At 42.4% G+C, this 14,275-nt stretch carries 14 protein-coding genes; 1 reads left to right on the top strand and 13 read right to left on the bottom strand.

The genetic code is table 11. The features are described from left to right. From CYK47_RS09710 to CYK47_RS09670, 9 genes are all read right to left on the bottom strand, one after another. Positions 1-395 (bottom strand): IS607 family transposase (locus CYK47_RS09710; protein ID WP_122901233.1); only part of this gene is annotated, 395 nt, incomplete at its 3' end. Then, entirely contained in the window at positions 395-1,033 is a 639-nt protein-coding gene (locus tag CYK47_RS09705; RefSeq protein ID WP_228722500.1) for a hypothetical protein, read from the bottom strand. The genes CYK47_RS09710 and CYK47_RS09705, both read right to left, overlap by 1 nt. A 259-nt stretch (positions 1,034-1,292) precedes the next feature. After that, positions 1,293-2,771 (bottom strand): flavin-containing monooxygenase, encoded by a 1,479-nt coding sequence (locus CYK47_RS09700; protein WP_122901231.1) that lies wholly within the window; start codon positions 2,769-2,771, stop codon positions 1,293-1,295. Positions 2,772-2,784: 13 nt separating this feature from the next. Then, positions 2,785-3,624: an alpha/beta fold hydrolase gene (locus CYK47_RS09695; protein ID WP_122901229.1), complete on the bottom strand. Its 840-nt coding sequence runs from the start codon at positions 3,622-3,624 to the stop codon at positions 2,785-2,787. A 62-nt stretch (positions 3,625-3,686) separates the two neighbouring features. After that, positions 3,687-5,486, bottom strand: coding sequence for an acyl-CoA dehydrogenase C-terminal domain-containing protein (locus CYK47_RS09690; RefSeq protein ID WP_122901228.1), 1,800 nt, complete (start codon positions 5,484-5,486; stop codon positions 3,687-3,689). 161 nt (positions 5,487-5,647) lie between these two features. Further along, complete coding sequence (locus CYK47_RS09685; protein WP_122901226.1) at positions 5,648-6,616, bottom strand: NAD(P)H-dependent flavin oxidoreductase; 969 nt, start codon at positions 6,614-6,616, stop codon at positions 5,648-5,650. 8 nt (positions 6,617-6,624) lie between these two features. After that, positions 6,625-7,413 (bottom strand): enoyl-CoA hydratase-related protein, encoded by a 789-nt coding sequence (locus tag CYK47_RS09680; RefSeq protein ID WP_122901224.1) that lies wholly within the window; start codon positions 7,411-7,413, stop codon positions 6,625-6,627. Between the two features lie 30 nt (positions 7,414-7,443). Continuing rightward, positions 7,444-8,367 (bottom strand): 2-hydroxyacid dehydrogenase, encoded by a 924-nt coding sequence (locus tag CYK47_RS09675; RefSeq protein ID WP_122901222.1) that lies wholly within the window; start codon positions 8,365-8,367, stop codon positions 7,444-7,446. Next, entirely contained in the window at positions 8,364-9,119 is a 756-nt protein-coding gene (locus tag CYK47_RS09670; protein WP_122901220.1) for a class II aldolase/adducin family protein, read from the bottom strand. Before CYK47_RS09670 ends, CYK47_RS09675 begins: the two co-directional genes overlap by 4 nt. A gap of 107 nt (positions 9,120-9,226) precedes the next feature. Here CYK47_RS09670 and CYK47_RS09665 point away from each other — a divergent pair, with 107 nt between their 5' ends. Continuing rightward, positions 9,227-9,673 carry a PaaI family thioesterase gene (locus tag CYK47_RS09665; RefSeq protein ID WP_122901218.1) on the top strand — a complete coding sequence of 149 codons (447 nt, stop codon included), beginning with the start codon at positions 9,227-9,229 and terminating at the stop codon, positions 9,671-9,673. Between the two features lie 31 nt (positions 9,674-9,704). On the opposite strand, the gene CYK47_RS09660 is transcribed toward CYK47_RS09665, so the two are convergent. From CYK47_RS09660 to CYK47_RS09645, 4 genes are all read right to left on the bottom strand, one after another. Beyond that, positions 9,705-10,547 (bottom strand): IclR family transcriptional regulator, encoded by an 843-nt coding sequence (locus CYK47_RS09660; protein ID WP_122901216.1) that lies wholly within the window; start codon positions 10,545-10,547, stop codon positions 9,705-9,707. Positions 10,548-10,651: 104 nt separating this feature from the next. Beyond that, a complete protein-coding gene (locus CYK47_RS09655) occupies positions 10,652-11,860 on the bottom strand; it encodes a 3-oxoadipyl-CoA thiolase (RefSeq protein ID WP_122901214.1) in 1,209 nt (402 codons plus the stop codon). A 14-nt stretch (positions 11,861-11,874) separates the two neighbouring features. Further along, positions 11,875-13,416, bottom strand: coding sequence for a 3-hydroxyacyl-CoA dehydrogenase (locus CYK47_RS09650; RefSeq protein WP_122901213.1), 1,542 nt, complete (start codon positions 13,414-13,416; stop codon positions 11,875-11,877). Positions 13,417-13,418: 2 nt separating this feature from the next. Continuing rightward, on the bottom strand, positions 13,419-14,189 hold the full coding sequence (locus CYK47_RS09645; RefSeq protein ID WP_122901211.1) for an enoyl-CoA hydratase: 771 nt from the start codon (positions 14,187-14,189) through the stop codon (positions 13,419-13,421). Positions 14,190-14,275: the final 86 nt, after the last annotated feature.

Raw genomic sequence — 14,275 nt, 5'->3', positions numbered from 1 at the left:
CGATCTTTGTGAGCTATGACAAGCATTGAAACTTTACCCATTTCAATATCAAGAAAAAGCTGATTGAATTTCTTTCTTTTATAATTCAAACCACTTCCAATTTCCGACACCCAATCATCAATAGTATAACCATTTGCAGTACAAAAGGTTTCCAAAGCTGCCACCTGATTAACTAAATCAGGTTTTTGAGCAACACTAGATACCCTTGAATAAACAATTACTGATGATTTTTCTTCGTTTGCCTTTATTCCAATATATTCAAGATATTGGTCGTGTGTATAGTATCTACGGTTCTTAGGACTTCGATACGCAACTAAAATACCTTCTGCATCCCATCTTTGTAGGGTTTTGACTGACTTTCCAATCATTTCACCGAATTTAGCAGGAGAATACATTAATCAATCTCCGCTAACTTCTTAAAATCCTCAAGAGTATAGTCTTTAAATATGGATTCATCACAGTATAAGGCTTTATCATTATCCCATCCATCAATAGGGCATGTATAAGGGAATGATGCGACTCCTAGCTGATTATATTTAAATAAAATATCTTCACAAACCTCATAAAGCTCTGAATCAATTGAATGGTCTACCAGTTCAAGAAAAATTAATTCACTAATGCTTTCAGCATCTTTTTTGTATTTTTCAGGTACTTCTAGTTTGTATAGCTCGACTAATTCATCTATTTTTTTTGCAGTAGCTTCACCAAAAACCTCTAATAATTTTTCTTCATATACTTGGCACCGCATACCCTGTCCTGAAACGTGAGTACATTCAGAAAATCCTGTGTTTGCATTAATAAATTCTGCATAAGTGGGGCATTTATCGGAGAGCGATTGATTTGTTTTTTCAGGGTGCGAAGAACAGTCATAGCCTAAATCTATAATATCAGTTTCATAGAAATCGTTCTTTGACCACTCACTATATACCCATGATGCAAATTCCTTAATAAATCCATCTTTATTGTTAGGGGATACAAAATAAGCGAGGTCTTGCTCTACTTTCTTTAGGCTTACAGTTAAGTTTCTCATCATAAGTAGTTTGAAATTTAATACCCATATTGTATATGTATGTCCATATTTGTCAATATAATCATTTACTATTAATCACTCTTTAGCAAAACTGAACAACACCCAGCATGGCGCTCAATTAGATGAATGCCTTCGCGAGCATGGTTATCGTAAATAAATATATAAGTACTAGTGCCAGAGCTATTTCTCCACAATTTTAAATCGTCATGTTGTATTAAAAAAAGCGCCAATCTTAGGCGCTTTTTTTAACTCAAGCCTGTGCTTAAGCTACAGTTTGCTGCTGTCGATATTGATAATGATAGCCACTGCGCTTGAAATACTGGTTTTGGTCACGAAAAGAATGCGCATAGTCAGGCCAGATCAAAGTCAATTTACGGCTTACTGGATCCAAATACCAACTTTTACATCCTTCCGATAGCCAAACACTGCCTTGTGCTAGTGTGTGTAAATCGGCCATATAATCCGCTTCAGCTTGTGCATCAGCTTCAAAGGTCTGAATATTTTCCTGTTTAAAAAATTGTAAGGCATCTAAAATTAAATCAAATTGCACTTCTAAAAAATACAGGGCGGAGTTATGACCGGTGGCAGTATTTGGGCCATTTAAAATAAATAAATTGGGAAAATTATGCACCGCAGTAGATTGATAACCTTGCATGCCCTGTTGCCATTGTTGTTCTAAACTTAGACCATGTTTACCCAACACTTTACTGGCATAAGGTGGTCGTGCCGCCTCAAAACCAGTGGCAAAGATAATCACATCAACGTCATAAGCATTGCCATTTTCGCTAATGACTTGATGTGGACTGACACTGGCTAAGGCGGCATCTTCAAGGTGAACATGGGGTTCCAGAAAAGTCGGATAATAGTGATTAGATAATAATAAACGTTTACAGCCCGGTTGATAATTAGGAGTCAGTTTGGCTCTTAACGCGGGGTCAGGGACTTGTTTGGCTAAAAAGTTTAAGCAATTTTTTTTGACCCGCTCAACTTGGCTGCTCACATTGCGCCGCTGAGCAAAGTTATATTCATTGCCCCAAAAAATCTCATGGCGTAGCTGTGCCATACTGGCAGGATCTTTAGCAAACAGTTGCTTTTCAAGCGTGCTATAGGCTCGGTCGGGACGCGGTAAAATATAAGGTGCACTGCGTTGAAACACAGTCAACTGTTTGGCTTGTTTGGCGACTTCAGGTACCAATTGTACCGCAGACGCACCAGAGCCAATCACCGCCACGCGTTGACCTTTTAACTCTAAGTCATGCTGCCAGCGTGCTGAATGCATAATATGGCCTTGAAACTGTTCAATGCCTTGAATCTCAGGTACACGTTCATCAGCTAAATGTCCGGTTGCAGTAATTAAAAAGTCAGCACTGTACTGGCCTTTTGAGGTTTGAATATGCCAACGTTTTTGCTCACTTTGCCATGTGGCACATTCTAAAGTGGTATTAAAATCAATATGTTCACGAATATGTTGATCATCACAAGCTTGTATCAAATAGTGTTGTATTTCTTGTCCTTGTGGAAACACGCGTGACCAATTTGGATTTTGGATAAATGAAAATGAATACAGGTGCGACGGTACATCACAGGCGACCCCCGGATAGGTATTATCCCGCCATGTGCCACCAACCTCAGCCGCACGCTCAATTAATCTAAAATTTTCAATCCCTTGTTGTTTTAAACGGATGGCCATGCCCAAACCGCCAAAACCAGTGCCAACAATTAAAATCTGATAATGTTGCATACAAAGCTTCTCCTTAAGGCATGACTGCAGCTAAATGACTGTGGGGGTGATAGCGTTCCGCATGTTGACTAAACAGGTTAATTAAGCGCACTACTTCTGCCGGTGCTTCAATATATAAGGCGTGTCCAGATTGAATTTCGCTATAGCGACTATTTCTGATCCCAGCAAAGAGTAATTTGCCTTGCGCATAAGGAATCATACGATCTTGTGTGCAGGCCACGATCAAAGTTTCTGCACTGATTTGATTTAATTTTTCAGTAATATCAATGCGACAATTTAAAAGACGCTGTTTGGCTGCGTCCTTAGAAGGGGTCACAAAACGAGCCAAATCGAGGACTTGCTGTTCATTACGTAACGATAAATATTGATCACTGTATAAACAGTAATTAATAAAATGCGCTAAAGCTTGCGAGCGTTCTTCAAATAAAGTCTGCCAAACATGATTACGTAATTGCTGTACCGAACTGGTTTTGGCCCAACCTGCCAATAAAATTAAGCGTGAAATACGCTCGCCCAACTCTGCAGCAGTTTGCGCGGCAATCACGGCGCCTAGCGAGTAACCCACCAAAGTGATCTTTTCATCGGACGCAATTTGCTCGGCAATTAAGCTTGCCACTTGGACACTAAAATCGTGAACTTCAAGATCATCGCAATCTGGGGTATACAAATCAATTGATAGTACTCGCTGATGCACTGCAAGCATTGGAAAAATATAGTTAAAATGGCGATCAGTGTTGCCACCTGTTCCATGAATTAAAACAAGGGTCGGATGCTGGCTACGCTGACCCGCTTCATAAAACTGAATCGATTGTTGTTGATATTGGAATTGTTGTACTTTTGCGTCTAAGTGCATGATGTGCTCCTACGCAGTGATAAAAAAACCCACAATTGGCAAGATTGTGGGTGGGAAAAAACTTAATCAAATTTAAACTCATCAGGGCTGAGTAAATACAGGCTTTGGCTGCCTGCCACGATGTTGCCACGATGGGTTAAAGTACGCGGTAAAATACGTTCAAAATAGAATTGGCTGGTTTTTATTTTGGCTACATAAAATGGATCTTGGCTATCTTGTGCTTTATCGGCTGCAACTAATGCCATTTTGAGCCATAAATAAGCAAACACCACATAACCTGAGAAATATAAGTAATCGACTGAAGCCGCACCAATCTCATTGGCTGAGGTCTTGGCCTGTTGTTCAACAAACTGAGTTAACTCTAGCCATTGACTAACTAAATCACCAAGTTGCTTAAACTGAGTAGCAAATTGAGTGTGCTGTTGATGATTTTGGATAAAGGCTTGAATCTCATCGGTCATTGGATGTAACAAGGCCAATTGCGAACCTAAAACTTTACGTGCCAATAAATCAATGGCTTGAATTTCTGTAGTGCCCTCGTACAAACACGCGATACGCGCATCACGCATTACTTGTTCCATACCATGCTCGGCAATATAGCCATGCCCACCAAAAATTTGCATACCGTGTTTAGTAGCCTCTAAACCTGTTTCGGTCATAAAAGCTTTGGCAATTGGGGTTAGCAACGCTAATCGATCTTCTGCTTGTTGTTTTTCACTGTCACTACTCGAGGCTTCGGCTAAATCAGCATAGCTGGCCAAGTAATAAGCCAACGCGCGTGAGCCTTCAGCAAAGACCTTTTGGGTTAACAGCATATTACGTACCGCAGGATGCACAATAATCGGATCTGCAGCTAGATCAGGACGTTCAGGTCCCGTTAAGGCACGCATGGCTAAACGTTCTTTGGCATATTTTAATGCGCCCTGGTAAGCTGATTCCGCTGCCGCCAAACCTTGAATGGCTGTTCCAATACGCGCTGAGTTCATAAAGGTAAACATACAATTTAAGCCACGGTTTTCAGGCCCAATTAAATAGCCTGTGGCTTGATCAAAGTTTAAAACACATGTGGCATTACCATGAATTCCCATCTTATGTTCGAGCGCACTACAGATCACGCCATTGGGCTGTGCCACTTGACCGTGTTCATCTAGCTTAAATTTTGGCACAATAAATAACGAAATTCCTTTGGTGCCTTTAGGTGCATCTGGCAAACGTGCCAATACAATATGCACAATATTTTCAGCTAAATCATGATCACCTGCTGAAATAAAGATTTTTTCGCCACTAATCGCATAACTGCCATCCGCTTGTGGAACAGCTTTGGTACGAATTAAACCGAGATCCGAACCTGCATGTGACTCTGTTAAACACATCGTGCCTGTCCAACGTCCTTCTAAGAGCGGAACCAAGAACTTTTGCTTTTGCTCTTCGCTGCCATGATGTTCTAAAGTACGCATTGCACCATGCGCCAAGCCTGGATACATGCCCCATGACCAGTTGGTGGCGGTAATCATTTCCGACATCGCAATGCGGAGCAAGGTAGGAAAACCTTGTCCACCATATTGTTCATCACCCGTTAGCGATGGAAAGCCTAATGCAACATACTGTTGATAAGCCGCTTTAAAACCCGTAGGCGTTGTCACCACGCCATTTTCCAAACGGCAACCTTCCTGATCACCAATGGCATTTAAAGGTAATAATTCATTTTGACAAAAATCAGCAGCCACTTGTAAATATTGAGCAAACAGATCTTGTGAAACTTTATCTTGATATTGAGGCAAATCTTGATACAGCTGTTCAATTTTCAGTACATCATTAAGTACAAACTGCATATCTTTTAAAGGTGCTTGGTATGGTCGCATCGCTAAATCCTTTGGCGTCTGTCATTGTTGTTATTGGGTTTTCTGTTATTTAGTTTCGTACAACGAAATTTAATTCTAAAAATACTATAGTGTCTTGCTTCAAAAAAATCTAGCCTTTTCTCTAGAAATTGCTGTGAAAAAAATTATGCTAGTTTTCAGAATTAGAGCAATTGACTTAAACGTTGTTGAATAATTTGCTGGGCATCTTGCATGATGCGTTGAATTAAGGCATCACAGCTGGGTAGATCATGAATTAATCCCATCACTTGACCTGCACTGATTAAACCCGCATCAAGATCACCCGTTTCAAGCACTGTTTTACCGCGTGCACCACTGACTAAAGGGCGGATCATATCAAAAGTAAGCTCTGGATTTTGACTGATTTGCAACACCTGCTCAGCCACAGAATTTCTTGCAACACGCGCGGTATTTTTAAATTGACGATACAGTAATGCTGTCGCTCGTTCATCTTGCTCGAGATAAAATTGTTTAACCCGTGGATGGATGGGTGCTTCTTGAGTCGCACAAAAACGTGTACCCATATTAATACCTTCTGCACCTAAAGCCAATGCTGCCACTAAACCACGGCCGTCGGCAAAGCCACCACTGGCAATTAATGGCACTTTAATTTGATCAGCGGCGGCTGGAATTAACACCAGCCCAGGAATATCATCTTCTCCTGGATGTCCTGCACATTCAAAGCCATCAATGGAGATCATATCTGCGCCAATACGTTCAGCAGAAAGTGCGTGACGTACCGAGGTACATTTATGAATCACAGTAATGCCATGCGCTTTAAAGGCTTCAATGTGTTCATGAGGACGATTGCCCGCGGTTTCGACAATTTTCACCCCACTCTCAATGATCACTTGACGATAGTCGGCATAAGGTGGAGGATTAATTGCAGGCAACAAGGTTAAATTGACCGCAAATGGCTGATCGGTCATCTTTTTGCAACGCTCAATTTCTGCTGCGAGCGCATCTGGTGTAGCTTGGGTTAAGGCTGTCAGAGTACCTAAACCACCTGCATTGGATACAGCACTGGCCAACTGTGCTGTACCCACCCACATCATGCCACCTTGGATAATCGGATAGTCAATCCCTAATAACTGTGTAACACGCGTATGCATAACATCTCCTAGCGTCCTAAAAATACTGCAGGACGTTTTTGTTTAAATGCTTGCACGCCTTCTTTAAAATCATAACTATGCAAAGCAAAATATTGTAAATTACGTTCTAGTTCTAATTGTTGCGCCAAGCTATGCTCACTACTACGCTGCAGCGCCTGTTTGGTAAAAGCTAACGCTTGCGTGGGACGCTGGGCCAATTTTTCGCATAAAGCATCCACTTTCGCATCAAATTGATCATCAGCAACTGCCTGCCAAATCATACCGATTCTTTCAGCTTCAAGCGCATCAATGGCTTCCCCTAATAAGGTTAAACCGACTGCTTTCGCATAACCCACCAAACGAGGCAGCATCCATGTCCCACCTGCATCAGGGACTAAGCCAATATTGCAAAAAGATTGAATAAATTGTGCACTGTATTTTGCAATCACTACATCACAGGCTAAAGCCAAATTTGCCCCTGCACCTGCTGCCACGCCATTGACAGCCGCAACCACAGGTTTGGCTGAGTGACGAATATTTTGAATTAAAGGATTATAATAACGCTCTAAGCTACCCTCTAAAGGCAAGGGTATGCCCTGCTCTGTGGAGCTTTCACTTAAATCTTGCCCTGCACAAAAGCCTCGTCCTTGCCCAGTAATCACAATGACCCGTACCTCGGAATCTTGGCTTAGGGTGTGAAAAGCACTGGCCAATTCTTGATGTAAAGTTTCATTAAAACTATTTAAGCGCTGTGGACGATTTAAGATGAGACGTCCAATGCCAGCATTTTTTTCAATGAGAATGGTTTGCATGATCATGCCTATATATATGTTTCTGTTTTTTTATGTTTAATAACCGCGTGTTAGGTCAACTTCGTGACGTAAATCTTGTCCAGATTGCAGCCGAAAATCATTGTCGATGATCTGTTTTAACACGGCGGACATAGGTGCATGGGAGGCAATATGCGGTGTCACCACAATTTTAGGATGCTGCCAATAGGAATGTGTTGGAGCTAAAGGTTCATGTTCAAACACATCTAAAATTGCACCTGATAATTGACCTGTATCAAGGGCAGTAAGCAGATCTTGCTCAACTAAATGCTGGCCACGACCACAATGAATGAAAGCTGCACCTTTTTTTAGCTGCTGAAACAATTGCTGATCAAAAAGAGCATAGGTCGCATCAGTGAGTGGCAATAAATTAATTAAAATGTCGCAGTCTGCTAAAAACTTTGCTTGCTGATTTCGCCCTACAAAACTCTGTACATTTAATAGTTGCTTAGTAGAATTTGACCAACCACGCACTTGATAGCCCAAGTCTGCTAAAGCCTGTGCCACAAATGCTCCCATATGCCCTAATCCCATGACGCCAATACATAACTCTTGACGGCTACGCTGGCGATGTTGTTGCCAAATGCGCTGTTGGGCTTGGTCAAAATAATGGTTAAAGGCACGCTGAAAATACAACACACCCCAAAGTAGATAATCCAGCATGCCTTGCTGATGGACTTGATCCAACACCCGACATACCCGATAAGGTGCATGTAACTGGGCTAAATCTAAATGTTCCACCCCAGCGGCAATCGAATGTAACAACTGTAATTGAGGTAATTGCTTTAGCTGCGCGAGATCTGGAAACCAACAAGCAGCGGTACGTGCCTGCAACGCTTGTGGCGTATTGGGTGTGGTAATCGGTATCTCAGGTGCATATTTTTCAAATACTTTTATTAAAATTTTCTCGACCTCAGGTCGGCTGCTGGCGATCAGAATCATTGACTATAATCCTCCTGCTGCTCGGCGATCAGTGACAATGCTGCTTGCCAAGCACGCTGTAAAATTGGTTCAATCAAGGGACTGGCAAACTGCTGCGCGGTTTTTTCACAGACTTCGACCTCTGGATAATACAATTCACTGCCGCCACTTAAGGCTTTGACTTGTGCTTGGCAGGCACGTTCTAAAAAATAAATTTCGTGAAAAGCCCGTGCAATCGTCTCCCCCACAGCTAACAAACCATGATTACGTAATATCATGGCACGTTTATTGCCTAAATCTGCGACTAAACGCTCACGTTCATCGGTGGATAAGGCAATACCCTCATAACTGTGATAAGCCAATTGGTCATAAAATTTAAGCGCGTGCTGCGAGATGGGTAACAGCCCTTGCTTTTGCGCTGAAATTGCAATGCCATCTGCGGTATGGGTATGAATCACACAATCAATTTCTGGACGCGCATGATGAATTGCTGAATGAATGACAAAGCCGGCTTGATTGACCGGTTTATCTTGATCATAAGCTGCAACAGTCTGCCCATCGTGATCAATTTTGACCAAAGTTGAAGCAGTCATTTTTTCAAATGCCACCCCATATTGATTAATCAAAAAATGGTCGGGTTGATCAGGTAAACGATAGCTAATATGGGTGTCAATTAAATCAGTCATTTTATAATAAGCAATCACCCGATACAGTGCCGCTAATTCACAACGTGCTTGCCACTCAACTGAGCTCACCTGATGTTTTATTGTCATCGCGTAATCCTTGACGCTGGTTATTATTGTGTTTTATTGTTATAGCATATTTTAAATAAAACAGAATATAATTTCACAAAGCGAAATAAAAATAAGGACAATAATTGATGGATAGCCAACAAATGACAGGTTTAGAATATTTAACTGCGATTCAACAAGGTCAAATTCCGGGCTCTGCCATGGCAGACATTATTCCTATGCGGTTAACCGTGGTCAAACCCCAATACATTGAATATGAAGTGACACCCGATGAGCGGCATCTCAATTTACAACAAGGCATTCATGGTGGCTTTTGCGCCACAGTTTTAGACAGTGCCACAGGCGCAGCTGTACATACCACCGTGGGCAAAGGGGTAAAATTTTCCACCATTGATTTAAATGTTAAAATGCTTAAAGGCATGCAAAGCGGTCAAACCTATACCGCCATTGGTGAAGTGATTCGTACAGGTCGTAATGTATTAACTTCTGAGGGACGCATTGTCGATGCAGAAGGCAAAATTTATGCGTATGGTTCAGCAACCTTATTAATTGTTGCCCAGCCCAATGAAGCTTAAAAAAATAGCGCCGTATTCACGGCGCCTTGGCTTAACTCATATTTAGTGCCTCTTGAATATTGTGCACCATATGAATCAAGCGTGGACCAATTTCATTTTCTAGTTTTTCTTGGCTGAGTAAATAACTTGGCGCACCACAGTTAAATACCAATAAACCGTGTTTAGAATGTACCAGTGGCACAGCTACCGAATTGACATCCTTATGCCATTCACCAATCGATAAACAATAGCCATAATCTTGATAATCACGGAAAGCGCGTTCTAAATTACGTTTAATTTGCGGCCAGTCATCACCGTGGCGCTTGGCCAAAGCATCCATTAAAAAATTGCGTTCGCTGTGTTCCATTGCAGCTAAACAGGCACGCCCCATGGCACTTGAATGCAAGGGTAAGGTTGAGCCAATCGGGCGACGCATGGTTAAGGTTAAATCATGTTGTACTACATCTAAATACATCATATTTAAGCGATCACGGGTTGCCATCGCCACAGGAGCTTGAGCATATTCTGCCATCGCTTCCATAAAAGGATGTGCATGCACGCGCGCCGAAATATTCGACAATGCAGCATAACCTAAGGCCAATACACCAATATCCAAGGTGTATTTGGTGGAATTATTAAGCTGCTTTAAATAGCCCAATGACACTAAAGTATTGGTAATACGGGCAATGGTGGGTTTGGGTAGACCTGTCATGGTAGACAGTTCAAGATTACCTAGAACCTGATTCGTTGCTGAAAAACAACGTAAAATTTCTAAACCACGCGCAAGCGATGCAATAAATTGCGGATTATTTTCGCGGTGGATATGGGAAATTGGATCTAGGCGAATCTCATCAAGATTAATTTTTTTTGTTGGTTCTTGCGCTTCAGTCTGCATCGATGACTCACCTAAATAAAATTATACTGCTGAAAATGATAACATTTTATTTCACTATTCAAAACAAATGCCATAGAAAACGAAATTCTATGGCAATTTTGAGTTTAAGCAGCTTGATTTTCAAGTACCATTGCTAGACCTTGTCCAAGGCCAATACATAAGCTCACCACGGCGTACTTTTTGCCTGTACGTTGTAAGTGGCGGGCTGTGGTCAACGCTAAACGTGCACCCGAACAACCTAAAGGATGGCCCACAGCAATTGCACCACCATTTGGATTGACTCTTGGGTCATTTAAATCGACATTTAAACCTTTAAGACACGATAAGACTTGTGAAGCGAAGGCTTCATTAATTTCAATGACATCCATATCATCAAGGCTTAAATTGGCACGCTGTACCGCTTTTTTAATCGCATCGACTGGCCCTGCACCCATAATACGAGGTTCAATGCCTGCCGCTGCTGCAGAAATAATTTTCGCTAATGGTTTTAAACCATATTTATGTTGCACTTGCTCACTGCCAATCAGCAAAGCTGCAGCACCGTCATTAATACCTGAGGCATTGCCTGCAGTGACCACCCCTCCTTCAAATAATGGTTTTAAATTTTGCAATGCGGCAAAGTCTGAACTTGGGCGTGGATGCTCATCTTCCAATACCTGTTTAGGCGGCAATTTTTTACCTTGTGGCACTTCAATTGGGGTGATTTCGCCATCAAAGAAACCTGCGGCTTTAGCAGCTTGATATTTGGCTTGTGAGGCTGCCGCAAATTGATCAGCTTGTTCACGACTAATCCCATATTCTACCGCGACGTTATCACCCGTTTCTGGCATGCTGTGTGCACCAAAAATTGCGGTAAATTTTGGATTTGGGAAGCGCGTACCAATCGTGGTGTCATAAATTTTCACATCACGCCCAAAAGCTGACTCAGTTTTCGCCATCACAAATGGCGCACGGGTCATACTTTCCACACCACCGGCAATATATAAATCACCTTCACCACAGGTAATCGCACGCGCTGAATCAATCACCGCCCCTAAACCTGAGGCACATAAACGGTTAACGGTTTGCCCAGGTACAGTCACTGGCATGCCCGCCAACAAGGCCGCAAAACGTGCCACATTACGACTGTCTTCACCAGCTTGGTTGGTACTGCCTAGAATGACATCTTCCACTTCATGAGCTGGAATTTTGGTTTTATCGAGTAAACTTTTAATCACAGATGCAGCTAAGTCATCGGCACGCACAGGTGCAAGTGCACCGCCATGACGACCAAATGGTGAACGTAATCCATCGTAAATATATGCATTTAACATGTTAAATATCCCTATTAAGCAGCTTGTTCTTGTTGATGTTGTGGTTGATGGTTAAGTTTTAAGCCCAGTTGCACACGGCGACGTAACCATGGACTTGGACGATAACGTGGATCATGACTAATCTGACTAATACGCTCTAAAATGGTTAAAATTTTCTCACCACCCAATACATCGCCCCATTCAATTGGTCCGTATGGATAGCCCAAACCTAAACGTACCGCGGCATTGATATCATCCACTGTGGCAATTTTTTGCTGCGCAATATCACAGCCTAAATTGACAATCATTGCCATGACACGCTGCGCCACAAACCCTAGACTTTCCTCAATGACTGTTAAGCTTTGACCATCTAAATTAAAGATCGAATGCGCAGCATGTAACAGATGAGGTGCCGTGACTAAAGATGGCATTAAGGTACGATGCTTATCTAAGCCATAGAGCAGATCAATACACACCACTTGCTCTGGATTTACGGCATAGCGCTGTGCTGCTGTGGTGGCATCTTCGCCATAACAGGCCAATAATACTAAGCTATTGGCTTGCGGCTGCGCTTGGGTGTCAAGACGAATCTGCTGTGCATTGAGATAGCGCTTTAATTCTTCAGCATCTTGAGCAAAGTCTGCACCAAGCCAAACACTTGGATAATCATTTAAGCGACCGACAAAGACAGGCGCGACATCGCCTTGTTTTTGTCCACTGCGATAATCATAGAAGCCTTGCCCAGTTTTACGGCCCAGTTGCTTAGCAATGTAACGCTGACGGGTATTAATGTTCGGGCGATAACGCGGCTCATGATAGTACTGCTGATAAATCGACTCACTGACTGGATGGGAAACATCCATGCCCGTTAAGTCACCGAGTTCAAATGGACCCATTTTAAAGCCAATACCGTCACGATAAATTCGGTCGATCTCATAAAATTCAGCCACTTGCTCCGATAGAATCGCATACGCTTCTGTCCCAAAAGCACGCCCTGCATGGTTAATAATAAATCCTGGGGTGTCTTTAGCAACGACTGGACGATGGCCCATTTTTTCAGACAACTGCACCAACGCCTGTACAATATCATCACGGGTGTAAAAACCTTGAATCACTTCTACCACTTTCATTAAGGGTACTGGGTTAAAGAAATGATAACCGGCGACGCGCTCAGGTTGCTGACATTTAGCAGCAATTGCAGTAATGGATAAAGATGAAGTATTCGATGCAATCACTGCATCGGCTTTTAATACCTGTTCTAGTTGCAGCATTAAATCTTGTTTAATCTCAAGATTTTCAATAATCGCTTCAACCACTAAATCACAATCACTTAAATCAGACAACGCATTGGCAATATGTAAACGTGCTAAATCTTGCTCAGCTTTGGCATGGCTAAATTTACCTTTATCCGCCAATTGTTTTAAGGTTTGGCTCAGTTTTTGCTGTGCCTCCTGCGCCGCACCTGCTTTGGCATCATATAGCCACACCTCATGTCCTGATTGAATGGCAATTTGCGCAATGCCTGCACCCATGGTGCCCACGCCAATCACGGCAATTTTCTCAATATGAAGACTCATGTTTATCGTCCTTGATAAGCGGGTTTACGTTTTTCAATAAAGGCCTGCATGCCTTCTTTTTGATCTTGTGAAGCAAACAGCAGTTGGAAAGATTTACGCTCTAAACTCAAACCTGCTGAAAGTGGCAAATCTTCGGCCATTAACGCCACCTCTTTAATTTGTTCTAAGGCAATCGGTGGCAATTTTGCTAAACCTTGCGCCATTTTGACTGCGGTATTAATGGTTTCACTGTCTTCAGTGACCTGCGACACTAAACCCATCGCATAGGCTTCTTCGGCTGGCACTAAACAACCGGTTAAGATCATACGCATAGCATGAAACTTACCTACGGCACGAAACAGACGCTGCGTGCCGCCAGCACCTGGCATGACCCCAACTTTGACTTCAGGTTGACCGAAATGGGCACTTTTTCCGGCAATAATAATGTCAGCATGCATCGCCAGTTCACAGCCGCCACCGAGCGCATAGCCATTGACGGCCGCAATCACCGGTTTTGGACATTGCGAAATGGCAGACCAATAACGTTCAGTACGACGCTGCATCATTTGAATCGGCTCTGCACTGGCGAGTTCTTTGAGATCTGCCCCTGCAGCAAAATCGTGTTCACCACCGGTTAATACAATGGCACGTACGTCCGCATCGTCACTTAAATCACGGAAAGCTTCTGCCAAACTTTGGCGAACTTGGGTATTTAAGGCATTTTTCGCTTCAGGGCGATGGATCGTCACCACAGCTACATGCTGCTGTTTTTCAATTTTAACCACCTGTTGCATAGGTTTTCCTTGTTTTTATTTTGCATCGTGAAAATTTGTTTTAATTCATAATTACGTTTTTTCTGCTTTTTTAGCAAGTTTTTTTT

This window comes from Acinetobacter sp. B51(2017) (assembly GCF_003711395.1).
Classification (GTDB): domain Bacteria; phylum Pseudomonadota; class Gammaproteobacteria; order Pseudomonadales; family Moraxellaceae; genus Acinetobacter.
Note: the sequence above shows the minus strand (reverse complement) of the source record. Positions and strands in the feature narration are given on the sequence as shown.

Bases quoted from the DNA above. Each gene is read 5' to 3' on its own strand.
- CYK47_RS09660 (WP_122901216.1), bottom strand. From the start codon at position 10,547: ATGCAGACTGAAGCGCAAGAACCAACAAAAAAAATTAATCTTGATGAG.
- CYK47_RS09685 (WP_122901226.1), bottom strand. From the start codon at position 6,616: ATGCATACGCGTGTTACACAGTTATTAGGGATTGACTATCCGATTATC.
- CYK47_RS09700 (WP_122901231.1), bottom strand. From the start codon at position 2,771: ATGCAACATTATCAGATTTTAATTGTTGGCACTGGTTTTGGCGGTTTG.
- CYK47_RS09645 (WP_122901211.1), bottom strand. From the start codon at position 14,189: ATGCAACAGGTGGTTAAAATTGAAAAACAGCAGCATGTAGCTGTGGTG.
- CYK47_RS09650 (WP_122901213.1), bottom strand. From the start codon at position 13,416: ATGAGTCTTCATATTGAGAAAATTGCCGTGATTGGCGTGGGCACCATG.
- CYK47_RS09655 (WP_122901214.1), bottom strand. From the start codon at position 11,860: ATGTTAAATGCATATATTTACGATGGATTACGTTCACCATTTGGTCGT.
- CYK47_RS09670 (WP_122901220.1), bottom strand. From the start codon at position 9,119: ATGACAATAAAACATCAGGTGAGCTCAGTTGAGTGGCAAGCACGTTGT.
- CYK47_RS09705 (WP_228722500.1), bottom strand. From the start codon at position 1,033: ATGATGAGAAACTTAACTGTAAGCCTAAAGAAAGTAGAGCAAGACCTC.
- CYK47_RS09675 (WP_122901222.1), bottom strand. From the start codon at position 8,367: ATGATTCTGATCGCCAGCAGCCGACCTGAGGTCGAGAAAATTTTAATA.
- CYK47_RS09690 (WP_122901228.1), bottom strand. From the start codon at position 5,486: ATGCGACCATACCAAGCACCTTTAAAAGATATGCAGTTTGTACTTAAT.
- CYK47_RS09680 (WP_122901224.1), bottom strand. From the start codon at position 7,413: ATGATCATGCAAACCATTCTCATTGAAAAAAATGCTGGCATTGGACGT.
- CYK47_RS09695 (WP_122901229.1), bottom strand. From the start codon at position 3,624: ATGCACTTAGACGCAAAAGTACAACAATTCCAATATCAACAACAATCG.
- CYK47_RS09665 (WP_122901218.1), top strand. From the start codon at position 9,227: ATGGATAGCCAACAAATGACAGGTTTAGAATATTTAACTGCGATTCAA.